The sequence below is a fragment of the Pseudooctadecabacter sp. genome (genome assembly GCF_020627745.1).
GTDB lineage: Bacteria > Pseudomonadota > Alphaproteobacteria > Rhodobacterales > Rhodobacteraceae > Octadecabacter.
The window spans coordinates 1-18,359 of record NZ_JAHDGE010000011.1; the positions used below are offsets into that span (position 1 = coordinate 1).

19 protein-coding genes are annotated in these 18,359 nt (G+C 60.0%); 12 read left to right on the plus strand and 7 right to left on the minus strand.

The window, feature by feature from the left end; translation table 11 throughout:
• On the minus strand, nucleotides 1–516 hold a 516-nt coding region (locus QZ653_RS06730; protein ID WP_296418799.1), incomplete at its 3' end, for a cation:proton antiporter.
• 278 nt (nucleotides 517–794) lie between these two features.
• Between QZ653_RS06730 and QZ653_RS06735 the strand changes: the two genes are divergently transcribed.
• Nucleotides 795–1,412, plus strand: coding sequence for a LolA family protein (locus tag QZ653_RS06735; RefSeq protein ID WP_296418802.1), 618 nt, complete (start codon nucleotides 795–797; stop codon nucleotides 1,410–1,412).
• Nucleotides 1,413–1,484: 72 nt separating this feature from the next.
• Here the strand turns inward: QZ653_RS06735 and QZ653_RS06740 are convergent, their stop codons facing one another.
• Together QZ653_RS06740 and QZ653_RS06745 are read right to left on the minus strand one after the other, a co-directional pair.
• Nucleotides 1,485–2,072 carry a transglycosylase SLT domain-containing protein gene (locus QZ653_RS06740; RefSeq protein WP_296418804.1) on the minus strand — a complete coding sequence of 196 codons (588 nt, stop codon included), beginning with the start codon at nucleotides 2,070–2,072 and terminating at the stop codon, nucleotides 1,485–1,487.
• An 82-nt stretch (nucleotides 2,073–2,154) separates the two neighbouring features.
• Nucleotides 2,155–3,036, minus strand: coding sequence for an AEC family transporter (locus tag QZ653_RS06745; RefSeq protein ID WP_296418805.1), 882 nt, complete (start codon nucleotides 3,034–3,036; stop codon nucleotides 2,155–2,157).
• A gap of 83 nt (nucleotides 3,037–3,119) precedes the next feature.
• Between QZ653_RS06745 and hspQ the strand changes: the two genes are divergently transcribed.
• Nucleotides 3,120–3,446: a heat shock protein HspQ gene (gene hspQ, locus QZ653_RS06750; protein ID WP_296418807.1), complete on the plus strand. Its 327-nt coding sequence runs from the start codon at nucleotides 3,120–3,122 to the stop codon at nucleotides 3,444–3,446.
• A 10-nt stretch (nucleotides 3,447–3,456) separates the two neighbouring features.
• On the opposite strand, the gene QZ653_RS06755 is transcribed toward hspQ, so the two are convergent.
• Together QZ653_RS06755 and QZ653_RS06760 are read right to left on the minus strand one after the other, a co-directional pair.
• The gene (locus QZ653_RS06755) at nucleotides 3,457–3,651 is read right to left on the minus strand and encodes a hypothetical protein (RefSeq protein ID WP_296418808.1); all 195 of its coding nucleotides are present in this window, start codon (nucleotides 3,649–3,651) and stop codon (nucleotides 3,457–3,459) included.
• Between the two features lie 3 nt (nucleotides 3,652–3,654).
• A complete protein-coding gene (locus tag QZ653_RS06760; protein WP_296418809.1) occupies nucleotides 3,655–5,232 on the minus strand; it encodes a gamma-glutamyltransferase family protein in 1,578 nt (525 codons plus the stop codon).
• 287 nt (nucleotides 5,233–5,519) lie between these two features.
• Here QZ653_RS06760 and QZ653_RS06765 point away from each other — a divergent pair, with 287 nt between their 5' ends.
• From QZ653_RS06765 to QZ653_RS06805, 9 genes are all read left to right on the plus strand, one after another.
• Nucleotides 5,520–5,969, plus strand: coding sequence for a GAF domain-containing protein (locus tag QZ653_RS06765; protein WP_296418811.1), 450 nt, complete (start codon nucleotides 5,520–5,522; stop codon nucleotides 5,967–5,969).
• 109 nt (nucleotides 5,970–6,078) lie between these two features.
• On the plus strand, nucleotides 6,079–6,648 hold the full coding sequence (locus QZ653_RS06770) for a helix-turn-helix domain-containing protein (protein WP_296418813.1): 570 nt from the start codon (nucleotides 6,079–6,081) through the stop codon (nucleotides 6,646–6,648).
• A complete protein-coding gene (locus QZ653_RS06775) occupies nucleotides 6,648–7,280 on the plus strand; it encodes a LysE family translocator (protein ID WP_296418924.1) in 633 nt (210 codons plus the stop codon). The genes QZ653_RS06770 and QZ653_RS06775 overlap by 1 nt, the downstream gene beginning before the upstream one ends.
• Complete coding sequence (locus QZ653_RS06780; RefSeq protein WP_296418816.1) at nucleotides 7,277–7,663, plus strand: GFA family protein; 387 nt, start codon at nucleotides 7,277–7,279, stop codon at nucleotides 7,661–7,663. The genes QZ653_RS06775 and QZ653_RS06780 overlap by 4 nt, the downstream gene beginning before the upstream one ends.
• Before the next feature lie 11 nt (nucleotides 7,664–7,674).
• Nucleotides 7,675–10,125 (plus strand): GcvT family protein, encoded by a 2,451-nt coding sequence (locus tag QZ653_RS06785; protein ID WP_296418817.1) that lies wholly within the window; start codon nucleotides 7,675–7,677, stop codon nucleotides 10,123–10,125.
• Nucleotides 10,126–10,187: 62 nt separating this feature from the next.
• Entirely contained in the window at nucleotides 10,188–11,063 is an 876-nt protein-coding gene (locus tag QZ653_RS06790) for a homocysteine S-methyltransferase family protein (protein ID WP_296418819.1), read from the plus strand.
• Nucleotides 11,064–11,075: 12 nt separating this feature from the next.
• Nucleotides 11,076–13,514, plus strand: a complete 2,439-nt coding sequence (locus tag QZ653_RS06795; protein ID WP_296418821.1) for a GcvT family protein — start codon at nucleotides 11,076–11,078, stop codon at nucleotides 13,512–13,514.
• An 89-nt stretch (nucleotides 13,515–13,603) separates the two neighbouring features.
• Complete coding sequence (gene rarD / locus QZ653_RS06800; protein WP_296418823.1) at nucleotides 13,604–14,512, plus strand: EamA family transporter RarD; 909 nt, start codon at nucleotides 13,604–13,606, stop codon at nucleotides 14,510–14,512.
• Entirely contained in the window at nucleotides 14,509–15,156 is a 648-nt protein-coding gene (locus tag QZ653_RS06805) for an RluA family pseudouridine synthase (protein ID WP_296418825.1), read from the plus strand. Before rarD ends, QZ653_RS06805 begins: the two co-directional genes overlap by 4 nt.
• Here the strand turns inward: QZ653_RS06805 and QZ653_RS06810 are convergent.
• Nucleotides 15,153–16,166, minus strand: coding sequence for a serine/threonine protein kinase (locus QZ653_RS06810; RefSeq protein ID WP_296418828.1), 1,014 nt, complete (start codon nucleotides 16,164–16,166; stop codon nucleotides 15,153–15,155). The two genes, QZ653_RS06805 and QZ653_RS06810, sit on opposite strands and share 4 nt — an antisense overlap.
• Before the next feature lie 32 nt (nucleotides 16,167–16,198).
• Complete coding sequence (locus QZ653_RS06815; protein ID WP_296418829.1) at nucleotides 16,199–17,620, minus strand: aldehyde dehydrogenase family protein; 1,422 nt, start codon at nucleotides 17,618–17,620, stop codon at nucleotides 16,199–16,201.
• Between the two features lie 78 nt (nucleotides 17,621–17,698).
• Between QZ653_RS06815 and QZ653_RS06820 the strand changes: the two genes are divergently transcribed.
• A complete protein-coding gene (locus tag QZ653_RS06820; protein WP_296418832.1) occupies nucleotides 17,699–18,352 on the plus strand; it encodes a peroxiredoxin in 654 nt (217 codons plus the stop codon).
• The last annotated feature ends 7 nt before the right edge of the window (nucleotides 18,353–18,359 follow it).

Genomic DNA, 18,359 nt, shown 5'->3' on the forward strand with positions numbered 1-18,359 from the left:
CTCCGGCAGTGCCAAAAGCGGAAGGAACGCCAGCATCGGAATGACAGCGATATCCTGGGTCAACAGCACCGAAAAGCTGGACTGCCCGCCATCGCTTTTCATCAGTCCTTTTTCGTTCAACGTCTGCAAAACAATCGCGGTTGAGGACAGGGCCATCACCATGCCGATGGCCAGGGCCACGGACCAACCAATGCCAAACGCCATTGCCACGCCCATCACCGCCAGCGTGGTCAACACCACCTGTCCCCCGCCCAGCCCCAAAAGCCGTCCGCGCATGGCCCAAAGCATCCGGGGCTCCAACTCCAGCCCGACAAGGAACAACATCATCACCACGCCGAATTCCGCGAAATGCTGGATCGAAATCACATCCACATCCAGCACCGCCAGAACCGGTGAAATCACGATCCCCGCAATCAGATATCCAAGAACAGACCCCAGCCCCAAACGCGATGCAATCGGCACCGCGATGACACCTGCGACCAAAAACACAAAGGCCAGCATCAAAAAATCAGTCATGTCGCGTATCCCCCGGCTGCCATCGCCCCACGCTACGTCGCGCGCTTGCGGATGAACAAGGCAAAACGCCCTGTTTCTCAGGTTCAAAAATACCTCGGGGGGGCCCGAAGGGCGGGGGCAGCGCCCCCCGGATCGGCGCGCGCAGCGCGTCGATTTTCAACGTTTCCAGACTGTTACCCGATATCAGGTGGCGTGATATCGCTTAACGTCACAACCGGCCCTATCTATCACACCATCAACAGGTGCAAAATTTGCATCGCCGCACTAGGTACAACGCCATGAACAAAATCACCCGCCGACTATGCGTCCTTGCCGTCCCCCTCGCTCTTGCGGGGCTGGCGGCGTCACCGTCACAGGCCCAGCAGCTGTCGCTGGCGCAGGTGTCCAATTACCTCAATTCCTTCACAACGGCTGAAAGCGAATTTACCCAGATCAATGCGGATGGGACGATTTCGACCGGCACGGTGTTTATCAAACGGCCCAACCGCGTGCGGTTTGAATACAACCCGCCCGAGGAATCGCTGGTCGTCGCCGGTGGCGGTCAGGTCGCGATTTTTGACCCCCGCTCGGACGGCGGCGCGGATCGTTACCCGCTCAGTCAGACCCCGCTCAAGATCATTCTGGAACGCAATGTCGATCTGACCCGCTCCAATATGGTGACCCGTCATGTCAGCGATGGGACCACCACAACCGTCACGGCACAAGACCCCGACCGGCCCGAGCTGGGCAATATCCAGATGGTTTACACAGCCAATCCGGTTGAATTGCGCCAGTGGATCGTCACGGATGACACAGGCCAACAGACCACCGTGATCCTGGGCGATCTGGTCAAGGGCGGGTCCGTGCCGGACATCCTGTTCAACATCCAACGCGAAATGCGCAACTGGGGCCAGTAGGCCGGTTTTCTTTCCGCCAGAACAAAGAAAGCGCGCCTGCATCAGGCGCGCTTTTGTCTTGTTTGCGGGGGTCTAGCGGAACCGGCTGCAGGTGCGCAGTTGCGCGTCATACATCACGGCACGGTCGCGGACCTCTCCTGCGATGCGCACCAGCCATGGCTTGCTGCGGTAGGTGCCGCGCCGCCAGCCTGTGCGCCCGTCGTGATAGGCCAGATACTGGTTGTAGGTATCACTCAAAGGAATACCGTTTTCCTGCACGGTCAAAGACATATACCAGCCCATGAAATCGGTCGCATCGCGAATATCGGTGCGGTCTGACCCGCGCCCGCCGATTTGGTCGATGTATTCTTCCCACGTGCCGTCCAGCGCCTGTGAATACCCCAACGCCGAAGATTGACGCCCTGTGGGGATCACACCCAACGCGTAGACATGCGGCGGACGGTTGTCGGAAATGAATTTACTTTCCTGATAGATCATCGCCATCAGAACATGGGGTTCAACGCCCCATTTGCGCTCTGCTGCCTTCAGCGCGCGCACGTAATGCGGGCGTTCGGTGACGATGGAACAGGCGTTATCCAGATTGCGCGGCGCTGAACCGTCCCGGGAGCCGCAGCTTCCCAGAATCAAAACCAGCAGTCCCGCGAGATAGAGTTTGCTCATCTGCCTCTCGCTCATGTTTGTCTTATTATTGGGGCCAGACTAACCGCTTTGCCCCGATCTGGGAACCGCTTTCGCGGGGCTTTCAGATCACAAATGCAAGGATAAGCGGTAAAGTGATCACCGACATGACCGTCGATACCACGACTAGGCCCGCAACGCTGTCCGCATCCGCCCCGTATTTTTCCGCCAACAGGTAGGATGTCACGGCCACAGGCGTCGCCACCTGCACGATCAACACCGCCAAAGCTGTGCGGTCCAGCCCGAACCATATCCCCGCCACCAACGCGCAGCCCACGCAAATCGCCACTTTCACGGCAGACAAGACTGCCGGCCACAGAAAATTCGACGGCTGCAACCGTGCCACGGCGACGCCCAAGGTGATCAACATCATCGGGATCGCCATTTGCCCCACCAGATCCATGGCGTTGGTCAAGAATGTGGGCGTCTGCCAGCCCTGCCACAAAAACAAGGCCCCCAGCAGGGTGGCCGCGACGACCGGTTCCTTGACGACCTTCACCAGTGACCCGCCGCCCGACACCAGCCAGATGCCGAAGGTGAAACTGAGGATCGCCATGACCGCAAAGACGACCACGGCGTAGTCCAGCCCGACTTCCCCAAAGGCAAACAGCGCCAGCGGCAGGCCCAGATTGCCCGTGTTGCCGAAGATCAGCGGCGCCAGAAACGTGCGCCGGTCCAGCCGTCCCGCCCACACCAAAGCCCACATCGCCGCAGTCACCAGCGCATAGGCCACAAAACTTGCCACGGACAGCGCCGCAAGTGCCGTTGCATCAACTTCTGTGCGCATCAAGGCCACGAAGATCAGACAGGGCACCGACAGCGTCATCGCGAATCTGGTCACGAATTCAACGCGATACTCATATCCCAGCTTGACCCAGACAAAGCCGACAGCCGCCAGCAGAAACACCGGCGCTGTGATTTCAAGCACTGTGAGAAGCAGTTGCACAGTTTGTTTCCTTAATATTTACCGACTTCGCATGGACTCACACGGGATGGTTTGTCTAGTAACGCCCAAGGGGCTAAGAAACCATGCTGAAGACACGCGCGAAATATCATCTGGGCCAAGTGGTCAAACATCGCAAACATCCCTTTCGTGGGGTGGTGTTTGATGTGGACGCCATTTTTGCCAACACCGATGACTGGTATGAGGCCATCCCTGAAGAAGCGCGTCCCGCCAAGGACCAGCCGTTCTATCACCTTCTGGCGGAAAACGATCAGTCCTATTACGTGGCTTACGTGTCCGAACAGAACCTCGTGGCTGATTATTCCGGCCAACCTGTCGATCACCCCGATCTGGATGATCTGTTTGGCCCGTTCGAAGACGGCCAGTACCCGCTGCACTTCCAGCTGAACTAGGTCGGTTCGGTCAGGGCTGTTTCGACCAGAAAAAGATCATCCCGCCAAAGCTGAAAATCGCGGCGTTGATCGCGGCTTGCAGCGTCGCATCCGGCACACCGTTCAGCGCATCATTGACTGCGACACCTGTCAAAAGCCCGCCCGCCAACATGCAAGCAAGGCCCCCGGTGCGCGCCAGCCGTTTTGCCAAGGCGTGCCAGTGCATCCGTCAATACCCCAGCGCGATGCCATCCTTGCGCGGATCGGACGCGCCTTCCAACATTCCGTCCTCACGCAGCTTGATCGCTTGCGCGCCGCCGATTGGGGTTTCTGCGCGGGTGACCGTGTGGCCTTTGTCCGCCAAGGCCTGTGCCACGGCTTCAGGATAGCCGGTCTCCACATTCAACGTGTCCCCTTCGGCAAAGCACCGGGGCCGGTCGATGGCCGTTTGGGCATCCATGCCAAAGTCTTCCATATTGGTCAGGAACCGCGCGTGGCCGCACGGCTGATAGGCCCCGCCCATGACGCCAAAAGGCATCTCGATCTTGCCGCCGCGTTTGACCATGCCGGGAATGATGGTGTGCATGGGCCGCTTGCCGCCGCCGGCCTCGTTCGGGTGACCTTCTTCCAATGTAAAACCTGCCGCGCGGTTTTGGAACAAGATCCCGAATTTGTCAGATGCAAGGCCGGACCCGAAGCTGTGAAAAATGGAATAGATCATGGACACGCACATACGGTCCTTATCGACGACAGTGATATACACCGTGTCGCGATGCACAGCCTCCGCGCCGGGCAGGGACGGCGGAATGGCTGACGCGGGGTCGATCATGTTGGCCAGCTTCGCGGCTGTCTCGGCGCTCAACATATGGTCCAGCCGTGCGGTGTGATCAGGGTCGGCGATGACGCGGTTGCGGGTGTCATAGGCCAGTTTGGCGGCCTCCGCCTCAAGATGCGCACGCTCGGCCCCCATGGGGTCCAGCCCCGCAATGTCGAAATGTTTAAGGATGTTGAGCATCAGGATCGCGGTCGCACCCTGACCATTGGGCGGATGTTCGACCAGTTCGATGTCTTTGTAGGTGCCCGAAACCGGGTCCGTGTAGTCCGCCCGCACCGACGCGAAATCGTCCAGCGTGTGCACCCCGCCTGCGGCATTCAGGGACGCAACCATATCCTCGGCCACTTCGCCTTCGTAAAACCCGGCACGTCCGTCCATGGCGACACGGCGCAAAACCTCCGCCTGACCGGGGGCGCGGAACATCTGACCCACGGTCATCGGTTTGTCCTGCAAGGTATAGTGGATGCGCCCCGCGCCATGCAGCGTTGCCCCGGACTGGGCGTAGTCAAACGCGACCTTGGGGGCCACCGGCACACCGGCCTCTGCATAATGGATCGACGGGGCCAGCAAGGCCTTCAACCCCAGTTTGCCGTGGTCCTTGGCCAGCTGGATAAACCCGTCCATCGCCCCTGGCAGGCTGATCGCATGGGGGGAGGTGAGGGGCAGCACGTCCATCCCCTCCGCCCGTAGTTTCGCGGCCTCCAACGCAGCAGGCGCGCGGCCTGACGCATTCATGGCCAACACGTCGTCGGATCCTGGCAGATTGAACAGGCAAAACGCATCGCCCCCGATCCCGGTGGATTGCGGCTCACACAGCCCCAGCAAGACCGCACCTGCGATGGCCGCATCCATGGCATTGCCACCGGCCTCCAACATCTGCACGGCCACTTTCGCGGCCAACGGGTGTGACGTGGCACAGATGCCGTTTTCAGCGATGACAGCCGAACGGCCGGGGCTTTGAAAGTCGCGCATGGGGGTCTCCGTTGTCTTTGAACGGAACCTAGCATGGGAAAACCTGGGGGAAAGCAGCATAGTCCCCGACGTCGCGCACTGGGTGGGGGCTGTTAACGCGACGCCGGGATGAGCCTATGCAGCTACACTGACGTCAATGCCCCCTGAATCAGGTGACGTTTGGGTAACTTCGGGGCAAGAATGTGGTTTTTCATGCCTAAGAAAACGTGAACCGGTTAGGGTCTGTACACTTTGCGTTTCTCTGGTTCAAAAATACCTAAGTTCCACCCGTCTTACATGAGGCCCCGATGCCGGATTACGCCACCCTCGCCAAAACCATCGCCAGCCTGACCGAGGGCGAAACCGACACCGTGGCCCTGATGGCGACTGTGGTGTGTGAGGTTCATCATTCCGATGACCGCTTTGACTGGACCGGTTTCTACCGCGTCACAGACCCCGGATTGCTGAAGATCGGGCCGTATCAGGGCGGGCATGGCTGTCTGCAGATTCCGTTCTCACGCGGGGTCTGCGGGGCTGCGGCGCGCACGGGGCAGGTGCAGTTGGTGGCAGACGTGGATGCGTTTGAGGGTCATATCGCCTGTGCCTCGTCGACGCGCTCTGAACTTGTCCTGCCGGTGTTCAACCGCGCAGGCGACGTCATCGCCGTCTTTGATCTGGACAGCGACCAGCCTGATGCCTTCACCCAACAAGACGCAGACGCCCTGACAGCAATTCTGGGGGACGTTTTCCGACACTAATCTGTCGCCAAAACTGCATTTCTCGCATTTCTTGGCGGCAAATGAAAAAATCCTTTGAAATTTCACGGCAGGGTGGCAATGCTCCTCCAAGTAAGGGAGCAAGCCTGACGTGATTCACGATCTGCCGCCGGAAAGCCGCACCTTGGGTGCCGATATTCGTGCCTTGAGAAAGGCGCGGGGGCTGACGTTGACGGACCTTGGCGACACCTTGGGGCGGTCAGTGGGCTGGCTCAGTCAGGTGGAACGGGACTTGTCCGAACCCTCCATCACCGATTTGCGCCAGATCGCGCGGGCGCTGGATGTGTCGGTCTCCAGCCTGTTTCGGTCTGCCGCCCCGGATCATGAACAAGGCGTCATCGTGCGGTCGGACGCCCGCAGACCCATCGGGTCGCGCACGCAAGGTCTGGTCGAACAGCTGTTGTCCCCCGATCTGACGGACGATTTCGAAGTGGTGCATTCCACCTTCGAACCCAATGCGGCCATGACCGAAGATGTGACCCGCCCCACCCAGGAGGTGGGATATATCGTGTCAGGCCGGATGCGCATTTCGATCGCCGGCACCGTTTACGATCTGAACCAAGGCGACAGTTTCCGCATTCGCGGTCAGGCGTACCGTTGGGAAAATCCCCATGACGTGCCCTGCGTGGCCATATGGGTCATCGCGCCGCCGGTGTATTGATGACCTATCAGGGCTGGATCATATTCGTTATGTTCTGGGCGGTCTTTGTCACCACCCCCGGCCCAAACGCTGTCAACTGCATCTCGAACGGGATGCGTCTGGGCTTTTGGCGCAGCCTGCCAGCGGTCGGCGCGATCCTGACACAAGCCTCTTTGTTTCTGGCGCTGTCGGCGCTTGGCGTCACCGCACTTTTGACCGCATCAGAGACTGCGTTTCAGGTGGTCAAGCTGACCGGTGCGGCCTTTTTGATCGTGTTGGGCGTGCGTGGCTGGATGACGGCCAAGACACCGCCCAAAACGCACGACAGTGGCGGGTCAATCTACTGGCGCGCATTTGCTATCGCCACGATCAATCCCAAATCCGTCGCAGGGTATCTCGCCGCCTTCAGCCAGTTTGTGCAACCCGATGTGCCGATCGGCCCGCAGATGTGGGTGATTGTACCAACGGCCCTGATACTGACGTCACTGTCATACTGTAGCTACACGGCGCTCGGCGCCGGACTGGGCCGTGCTGCGCTGGGCGCGGTCTTCAACGTCTGGTTTCGTCGCGTGATGGCGGTGTGTTTCGTGATTTACGGCGTCCTGTTGGGGGCCAGCCAAGCGCCGGGACAAGGAGTGGGGAGGGCGACATGAAAACGGGTCAATGTCTATGTGGTGGGGTGAAATACTCCTACGCCAAAGCCGAGAGGGGCAGCGTCGCATGCCATTGCGAACAATGTCGCAAGACCAGCGGTCACTACGTGTCCGCAATTCGGGTTTTGGTCGAAGACTGGACGCTTGAAAGCGATGACACGCTGACATGGTACCAATCCTCACCCACCGCGCGGCGCGGGTTCTGCACGACGTGCGGATCGTCGCTGTTCTGGGCCGACGATAACACGCCCGATCGAGTGTCAATCATGTCCGGCACCATTGATGGCGCCACCGGGATCACCACCGAGAAACACATCTTCGTCGCCAACAAGGGCGACTATTACGACATCGCGGGCGATGCCCCGCAATACGAGACAAAATAGGGAGCAAACACATGGCAGATTTTCCAACAACGGCCCGCGTGGTCATTATCGGCGGTGGTGTCGTAGGGACGTCCGCGCTGTTCCATTTGGCGCGGGCGGGCTGGACCGATTGTGTCCTGCTGGAAAAGAACGAACTGACCGCTGGATCCACATGGCATGCCGCAGGCAATGTGCCGAACTTTGCCCCCAACTGGGCCGTGATGAACATGCAGCGCTACGGCGCGGAGATGTACCGCGGTCTGGCGGATGACGTCGATTACCCGATGAACTACCACGTCACCGGCGCGATCCGTCTGGCCCACACCAAAGAACGGATGCAGGAATTTGAAAAGATCGCAGGTCAGGCACGCGCCCAAGGTCTGACCATGGATGTCTGCACGCCCGAAGAGTTGAAGCAGCACAACCCCTTCATGGAAATCCATGACCTTGCGGGTGGTCTTTGGGACCCTCTTGATGGCGATATTGACCCCGCACAGCTGACGCAGGCCATGGCCAAAGGTGCGCGGGATGCAGGTGGACATATCGAACGATTCTGTCCGGTCACCGGCATCGACCGCGATGGGGACGAATGGATCGTGAAAACCGAAAAGGGCGAAATCCGCTGCGAATTTGTCGTCAACGCCGCCGGTTACTATGCCCAGCGTGTGGGGGAGATGTTCAAGCCCTTCGGCGGGCGCACCGTGCCCATGGTCGTCATGTCCCACCAGTATTTTCTGACCGGCCAACTGCCCGAGCTTGAAGCCTACACCAAGGAAAAGGGCCAGAAGATGCCCATGATCCGTGACCCCGACATCAGCTATTACCTGCGTCAGGACAAACACGGGCTGAACCTTGGCCCCTATGAACGCAACTGTAAGGCCCACTGGGTGACGCCCGAAGACCCAATGCCCGAAGACTTCTCGTTCCAGCTCTATCCCGATGATCTGGAGCGGCTGGAATTCTACATCGAAGACGCGATGGAACGTCTGCCCCTGCTGGGTGAGGGCGGTGTTGAACGCAACATCAACGGCCCAATTCCTTACGCCCCCGATGGCCTGCCGATGATCGGCCCCATGCCCGGCGTGAAAAACGCGTTTGAGGCGCATTCCTTCACCTTTGGCATCGCCCAAGGGGGCGGGGCGGGCAAAGTGCTGGCCGAATGGATCATGCATGGTGAGACGGAAATCGACATGTGGTCCGTCGATCCGCGCCGCTACACCGATTACGCCGATCACGATTATTGCCTGTCCAAGGCGTTGGAAACCTACGGCCACGAATACGCCATGCATTTCCCGCACCACGAATGGCCTGCCGGACGCGATAAGAAACATTCGACCCTGCACAGCCGTCTGGCCGATGCAGGCGCGCAGTTCGGGGCCTACAACGGGTGGGAACGCGCCAACTGGTTCGCCAGGGACGGCGAAGACACGTCCGAGGACAGCACCCAGACATGGGACCGCCATGGCCCGTGGGAACCTGCCATCAAACGCGAGGTAGAGGCGGTGATGAACGGCTGCGGCATGCTGCCGATCACAGGCTTTTCGCGCTACAAGATCGAAGGACCGGGCGCTAAGGATTTTGTGGACAGCCTGTCTGCATCGCGCCTTCCCAATCCGGGCCGCGTATCGCTCGCGTATTTCCCCGACAGCCGTGGCCGTATCCTGACGGAGACATCTATCATGGTGCATTCCGATGATGAGGTCGGCTTGATCACGGCCGCCTTGGCTCAATGGCACGACTATGAAGTGTTCTCGCGTCAACTGCCCGAAGGTCTGACAATCACCGATCACACGACAGAGGTGGAATGCCTGTTGGTCACCGGACCCAAAGCCCGCGACATGCTGGCCCCCTTGGTGGACGGTCACGATCTGTCCAAAGGCTGGCTGACCGCATCCATGGAGGGCACCGTCGCAGGTCAGCCTTGCGCCATGATCCGCGTGTCTTTCGCAGGCGAACTCGGCTGGGAAATTCATGCAAGCCCCGACGCAATGCCTGCCATCTGGGATGCCTTGTCTGACGCCGGTGTCACCCCGTTCGGCATGTATGCGCTCAATTCCATGCGGATTGAGAAAGGCTACCGCGCGTGGAAGGGCGATTTGTCCACCGATTATTCCCTTCTCGAAGGCGGGCTGGACCGGTTTGTCAAACTGGACAAGCCCGTCGACTTCCCGGGCAAAGCGGCATTGCAGGCCGAGGCCGAGGCAGGCCGCAAGAAAGGGTTCGTTACCCTTGAAATGGAGCCCGGTGATCAGGATGCGCCCTACATGGCGCCCGTCTGGCACGGGGATGAAATTGTCGGTGAGGTCACGTCTTGCGCAATGGGCTATCGCACGGGTAAGTGCATCGCCTTGGGCATGCTGCGGGCGGATTGTCTGACGGAAGGCACACAGGTTGAGGTGGATGTTTTTGGCACCCGTCACAAGGCCGTCGTGCAGGCAGACCAGCCTATGTGGGATCCCAAGAATGAACGCATCCGGGCATAGGGCCCAGATCAGACACACCAGTCGAAGACGCGTGGCCGCGTCTTCGATGAAAGGGTTACGACATGGCTGACATTACTCTTCTCGACGGTGGCATGGGGCAGGAACTGATCCACCGTGCAGGCGACCGCCCGACACCTTTGTGGTCCACTCAGGTGATGGTCGATCATCCTGGCATGGTGGCCGATGTGCACCGTGATTTCGCCGCTGCCGGGGCCACTGTGTCCACAACCAACACCTACGCCATTCATCACGACCGTCTTGAAGGCACCGAGATGGAGGACCGTTTCGCGGACCTTCATGCCATGGCCCTGCAGGAAATCGCTGACGTTCCCACCCGCAAGGCGGGGGCCATCGGCCCTTTGGTGCAAAGCTACCGCGCCGACATCGCCCCACCCCATGACGTGGCCGTTCCCAAATACGCCGAAATCGCACAAATTCTGGCCCCGTCCCTTGATCTGATCATTTGTGAAACCGTGGCCTCCGTCGCCCATGCGCGCGCCGTGTTTGAAGGTGCCAAGACCGCTGGAAAGCCCGTTTGGGTCGCCTTCACCGTGTCTGATCGCGACGGAACGGTCCTGCGGTCGGGTGAGCCGCTGTCGGATGGCGTGGCAGCTGTCGCTGGGGCGGATGCCGTGCTGGTGAACTGTTCCGCGCCTGAGGTTATCCTGCAATCGCTGGAGGTCCTGAAGGATGCAGGCGTGCCTTACGGCGCTTATGCCAACGGGTTTGAACAGATCACCGAGGACTTTCTGGGCCACAAGCCCACGGTCAATGCCCTCAACGCGCGGCGCGATTTCACGCCTGAGGTCTACGCCGACCACGCCATGTCGTGGGCCGATCAGGGGGCCACCATCATCGGCGGCTGCTGCGAAGTCAGCCCCGCACATATTGCTGAAATTGCCAACCGCCTGCGGGCGGCGGGTCACAGATTGATCTAACGGAGGCCCAAGATGGCTGATCTTCCTTCACGCGCTCGTGTCGTCATTATCGGCGGCGGTGTCATTGGCTGTTCGGTGGCATACCACCTGACCAAACAGGGCTGGCAGGACGTCGTTCTGCTGGAACGCAAGCAACTGACATCGGGCACCACGTGGCATGCGGCGGGTCTGATCGCACAGCTTCGTGCGACGCAGAATATGACGAAGCTCGCCAAATACAGCCAGGAACTTTACGGCACGCTTGAGGAGGAAACAGGCGTCGCCACCGGGTTCAAACGCTGCGGGTCGATCACGGTTGCCCTGACCGAAGAACGTCGTGAGGAAATCTATCGTCAGGCCGCCATGGCCCGTGCCTTCGGTGTGGATGTGGAAGAAATTTCACCGGATGAGGTGAAAGCGAAATACGAACACCTCAACATCAATGGTGTCGTGGGGGGTGTCTATCTGCCCAAAGACGGGCAGGGCGATCCGGCCAATATTGCACTGGCCTTGGCCAAAGGGGCCCGTCAACGGGGTGCTGTGATCAAGGAACGCGTGAAGGCCACGGGTGTGGTGCGCGATGGCCGCCGGATCACAGCCGTGAACTGGGAAGACGAAACCGGTCAGGGCACGATCGAATGTGATCACGTGGTCAACTGCGCGGGCATGTGGGGCCGTGAGGTTGGCCAGATGCTGGGCGTGAACGTGCCGCTGCAGGCCTGCGAACACTTCTACATCGTGACCGAAGCGATTGAGGGCCTGCAACAGCTGCCTGTGCTGCGCGTGCCCGATGAATGCGCCTATTACAAAGAAGACGCGGGCAAAATGCTGCTGGGTGCCTTTGAACCCAACGCCAAACCTTGGGGCCCGATCCCGCAGGATTTCGAATTTGACCAACTGCCCGAGGATTTCGACCATTTCGAGCCGATCCTGGAACAGGCCGTCGAACGTCTGCCCATGCTGGCCGAGGCGGGTATTCATACGTTCTTCAATGGCCCCGAAAGCTTCACCCCCGATGACGCCTACCACCTTGGGCTGGCCCCCGAGATGGACAACGTCTGGGTCGCGGCGGGCTTTAACTCCATCGGGATTCAATCTGCAGGGGGTGCTGGCATGGCGCTGGCACAATGGATGGATGCGGGCGAAAAACCCTTCGATCTGGGCGATGTAGACATCAGCCGGATGCAGCCCTTCATGGGCAACAAGACCTTCCTGATGGAACGGTCGAAAGAGACGTTGGGCCTGCTTTATGCGGACCATTTTCCCTTCCGTCAAAAGGACACCGCACGCGGTGTGCGGCGCACCCCGTTTCATCACCACCTGAAAGAACAGGGCGCGGTCTTTGGCGAATTGTCCGGCTGGGAACGGGCCAACTGGTTCGCCCGCGACGGGCAAACGGCGGAATATGCCTACAGCTGGAAACGGCAGAATTTCTTCGACAACGTTGCCGAAGAACACATGGCGGTGCGTGAAAACGTCGGCATGTATGACATGTCGTCCTTCGGCAAAATCCGCGTCGAGGGGCCGGACGCCGAAGCCTTCATGAACTACGTGGGCGGCGGCGATTATTCGGTGCCCAATGGCAAGATCGTCTATACCCAGTTTCTGAATTCACGCGGCGGGATTGAGGCGGACGTCACCGTCACCCGCCTGACCGAAACCGCCTATCTGGTCGTGACACCAGCGGCCACGCGACTGGCGGATCAGACATGGATGGAACGCAACCGGGGTGATTTCAACGTCGTCATCACCGATGTGACAGCCGGTGAAGGCGTGCTTGCGATCATGGGTCCGAACAGCCGCAAACTGCTGCAGGCCGTCAGCCCCAATGACTTTACCAACGCCACCAATCCCTTCGGCACCGCCCAAGAGATCGAGATCGGCATGGGCGTCGCCCGTGCCCACCGCGTGACCTACGTGGGGGAATTGGGTTGGGAAATCTATGTCTCCGCCGATCAGGCAGGCCATGTGTTCGAGACCCTGTTTGACGCAGGCCAAAGCATGGATCTGAAACTTTGCGGGATGCATATGATGGACACCTGCCGCATCGAAAAAGGGTTCCGCCATTTCGGCCACGACATCACCTGCGAAGACCACGTGATGGAAGCAGGCCTCGGATTCGCCGTCAAAAAGGACAAGCCCGATTTCATCGGACGTGAGGCCGTTTTGGACAAGCAGGAACAGGGGCTGAACATGCGTATGGTGCAGTTCAAACTGACCGATCCTGAACCCTTGCTTTACCACAATGAACCGATCCTGCGGGACGGTGAATTGGTGGGATACCTGTCGTCGGGCGCCTACGGTCACGCGCTGGGCGGGGCCATGGGTCTGGGGTATGTGCCATGCAAGGGTGAAAAACCCGCTGACCTTCTGGCCTCCACGTTCGAGATTGACGTGATGGGCACGCGGGTCAAGGCGGAGGCCTCTCTCAAGCCGATGTATGACCCCAAGTCCGAGCGCGTCAAAGTCTGACCACCGATCAAAAACAGTGACCCCGCCGCGCACCAAATTCGATGCAGGGCGGGGTTTTCATTTGTCTCACACCATGCGCAACTGCCGGCATGAGATCACCCACACCCAGCCATCCGCCAACGCAAGACGGCGACACCCTGCGCGGCTTCAGCTTTGCGCTGGGGGCTTATGTATTCTGGGGTTTTTTGCCGCTCTACCTCAAACTGGTGGATCACATTCCGGCGGTCGAGGTCGTCGCCCACCGGATCATCTGGTCCGTGCCGATTGCGGGGCTGGTGTTGGTGTTGCTGGGGCGCACCGGCGATCTGCGGCGGGTTTTGACAGACCCGCGCGCGCTTGCCATGGGCTGTGTGACCGCCGCGCTGGTGTCTGTGAACTGGGGCATTTACGTCTGGGCCATCGCGGAAAACCGCACGCTGGACGCCGCCTTGGGGTATTATATCAACCCGTTGTTTTCGGTCTTTTTGGGCTTTGCCCTGCTGGGTGAACGGCTGACCCGTTTGCAGTGGGTCGCCGTGGCCCTGGCGGCGGGGGCTGTCGGGGTGTTGACGGTCTACAACGGGTCCCTGCCGTGGCCTGCGCTGGCGCTGACGGTCAGTTGGGGGGTCTACGCCTATTTCAAACGCTCCCTGCCCATCGGCCCAAATCAGGGCTTCCTGCTTGAGGTGCTGATCCTGACCCCCTTCGCGTTGATCTACCTTGGTTGGCTGTGGTCCGTGGGCGGCGGGGTCTTTGTGCCGCTATCGGTGGATATGTGGTTGCTTTTTGGCTGTGGCGTCGCGACGGCAGTGCCTTTGATGCTTTATGCAAACGGGGCAAAAGGGCTGCGTTTGACCACCATCGGAATTATGCAATACATCGCGCCCACGATGATCATGCTGATCGCCGTATTTGTCTTTGACGAACCCTTCGGCACGGCCCGTGCCATCGCCTTTCCGATGATCTGGGCGGCACTGGCACTTTATACCTACTCCATGTTCCGGAACCGCCGGACATGAGCGATGATTACGCACCGCCCACAGATCCATTGGACGTGATCCACCACGACCATGAAATCCTGATTGTGAACAAACCCTCCGGCCTGCTGTCGGTGCCGGGCAAGGGGCCACATCTGGCCGATTGCCTGATCGCCCGTGTGCAGGATGTCTTTCCAACGGCGCTGTTGATCCACCGGCTGGACCGCGACACCAGCGGCGTGATGGTCTTTGCCCTGACCCCCCACGCCCAACGTCACATCGGGTTGCAGTTTGAAAAACGTCAGACCAAGAAAACCTATGTGGCGCGGGTGGCGGGGCGTCTGGACCCCAAGACCGGAACCGTTGATTTGCCGCTGATCGTAGACTGGCCCAACAGGCCGAAACAGATGGTCTGCCATGACACCGGCAAACAGGCCGTGACCGACTGGCGTGTGGTCAAATCCAGCGATGACGAAAGCCGCGTGCGGCTGATGCCCAAGACCGGGCGCAGCCATCAACTGCGGGTGCATATGCTGGCCTTGGGCCATCCGATCCTTGGTGATCCGTTCTACGCGACGGGGCCCGCACGGGACCATCCGCGCCTGATGCTCCATTCCGAGGAATTGCGCCTGCGTCATCCCGACGGCGGCGAAGGCGTCCGGTTTCGCGCCAAGGCGCCGTTCTAGACGCCAGCCAACCGCCGGTCCGTCAGGTTCAAACGGCCTGCCACGATCGGGGCGACGGTGGACCGTAACTCTGGCCGTTGGGCCAACAGTTGGTCCAATTCGTCCAAGCGGTTCATTGCGATCAGTTCGGCCACATCTTGCGGGGGCAAGGTGTCCACGGGCTGGATCAGGTCGACTTTCGTGTCAGGGACAAGCGCGCGGGCCTCTTCCGGTGTCAGTGACGTTTCAACGAAGGCGTAGATGCCACTGCCCTTGGCGGGCAGGGCAAACGGGCTGAGGCGGACGCCCGTAACCTCTGGCCTTTCCACAAGGTCCGCGGTGATCTGCGCGCCCTCTGCCGCGATGCGGTTGCCGGTGCCTTCGCCGTCCGACCAGTTGAACAGGCCACGGGTGACGGCGTTGTAGGCCTTCTTTCCTGTCGCCATCCAAATGCGTGTCGGCAGGCTTTTGCGCGCCAGCATCCGGCGTTCGGATGCGGTTAACAGGTTCGGTGCATACCGGCGCTTTTGTTTCACCAGATGACGCAGGTCTTCGTAGCCCATAATGCGGAAAATCTTGCCCCGTCGCCGGTGGACGGAGGCCAGTTGGAAATCAATCACTTCCGCCTGCCCATCCGGCCCCATCAGCCAATTCTGCGGTTTTGCCAGATCGTTGTGGGTCACGCCCCGGCGGCGCATATCCCGCAGGATGCGTTTGGCGTCGGTGTAAAACGCCGCATTGTCCGGTTTAGCCAGATTCAGGGGCATGCCCTCGGACCAGCTGCGCAGGATGCCGGTGTCATCGACACGGATCAGATCGGGGGTGCCGGGAATGCCCGTGACAACCTTGAGGGATTTGATTTCCTTGCGCGCCAGAAAGCCTGCGATGGGCTTGGCCCACCACGGCACGCCATCCAGTTTGCGCAGCACCAGTTTGGTATCCGGCGCGCCGTCCAAGTGCCCCGAAATGGTCTCGGAAAACTCGTCACGTTTGTGGACGGTCGTGGGGATGAAACGAGGGGGCGCGGACATGAGAGGTCTCTATCCGCGCCCGAGTTTCGAGTCTAGCTCCAGCCGCTGACGGCCTTCACCTCAAGGAATTCTTCCAACCCGTAAAGACCACCTTCACGGCCGTTGCCGGACTGCTTGTAGCCACCGAACGGCGATCCTTGTGCAAAGCCCTGACCGTTGGTTTCGACCATGCCGGACCGCAGGCGACGGGCGGCATAGTGGCGCTTTTCGTCGTCGGGGGTCTGGATGTAATTGGTCAACCCGTAGTCCGTGTCGTTGGCAATCGCGATCGCTTCATCAATGGTGTCGAACTTCATGATCGCAAGGACGGGGCCGAAGACCTCCTCACGCGCGATGGTCATGTCGTTGGTGACATCAGCGATCACGGTCGGTTTGACATAATAACCACGGTTCAATCCGTCCGGGCGGCCCAGACCACCCGCAGTCAGGCGGCCTTCGCCCATGCCGACTTCGATCAGGCCTTGGATTTTGTCGAACTGCGCTTTGGACACGACAGGGCCAATGTGTTTGCCTTCCTCGGACGCGGGGCCGACCTTGGTTTCTTCAGCCACACGCGACGCGATCTCAACCGCTTCGTCATAAAACGACGCCTCGACCAGCATCCGCGTAGGGGCGTTGCACGACTGACCCGAATTGCGGAAACAGCGGGATGCGCCGTATTCCACGCCCTTGGCGCCGGCATCTGCAAAGACCAGATTGGCCCCTTTGCCGCCCAGTTCCAGCGACACCCGCTTGAGCGTATCAGCCGCGGATTTTGAGATCAGCTTACCCGCACGGCTGGACCCCGTGAACGAGATCATGTCCACATCGGGATGCGCCGACAGTTGGGACCCGACGCCCGCGCCATCGCCGTTCAGCATGTTGAACACGCCTTTGGGGAAACCGGCCTCATCCATAAATTCCGCAAACAACAGGCCCGACAGGGGTGCGATCTCGGATGGTTTGAGGATTGTGGTGCAGCCGACGGCAATCGCGGGCACGGCCTTCAACACGATCTGGTTCATCGGCCAGTTCCACGGCGTGATCAGTGCACAAACGCCGATGGGTTCCAGCAGGGTCTTTTCGGTGCCGGTATAGTCGCGTTCAAACGACATCTTGTCGAAGGCTTTGATGAACCCTTCCAAATGCCAAGACCCGGCGCCGACCTGATTGACGCGCGACATGGAAATCGGTGCGCCCATTTCCATGGACATCGCCTGGGCCATTTCTTCCTGACGGTCGTTGTAAACCTCAAGCAGGCGGTTCAGCAGGGCCATCTTTTCGGATTTGTCGACAAAGGCCCAATCGGGGAACGCGGCTTTGGCGGCGGCGACGGCGGCGTCCGTGTCGGCCTGATCCCCCAGCGAAATGACGGCACAGGCCTCTTCGGTGGACGGGTCGATAACCTGATAATCGTTTGCCTTCGCAGGGCTGACCCATGCGCCGTTGATGTAGAAATCGCGTTTCTCAAGCATGGTTTTGGGTCCTTTGGTTGGATTGCTTCGCTGCGACTCATATATGAATAGCAACCGCAAACAAGAAGGAGAGCCGACATGGGTCTGCGCATCAACGACACGATCCCCGATTTGACCGTCGAAACCGATCAGGGGACACTGTCCCTGCATGACTGGATCGGCGACAGCTGGGCAATCATTTTCAGCCACCCCAAGGATTTCACCCCCGTGTGCACCACGGAATTCGGTGCCGTGGCCCAACTGGCCGCCGAATGGGAAAAGCGCGACACCAAGGTGATGGGTGTGTCCGTGGACGGTGTCGAAGAACATACCAAGTGGAAAAAAGACATTGAGGCCGTGGGCGGCGCGCCTGCGAACTTCCCGATTGTGGCCGACGACGGTCTGGAAATTTCCAAAGCTTTCGACATGCTGCCAGCCGAGGCCTACATGCCCGACGGTCGCACACCTGCGGACAGCGCCACGGTGCGGTCCGTGTTCATCATCGGCCCCGACAAGCAGCTGAAGCTGTCGATGACCTATCCCATGACGGTCGGTCGCAACTTTGCCGAGGTTCTGCGCGCTCTGGACGGGTTGCAAACCTCCGCCCGTGAGGGTGTGGCGACGCCCGCGAACTGGCAGGTCGGTCAGGATGTCGTTGTGCCGGTCGCCGTCTCCGATGAGGATGCGATTGCGAAATATGGGTCCATCGACACCAAGCTGCCCTATCTGCGGATGGCCAAACTGCCCGAGTAATTCAGCG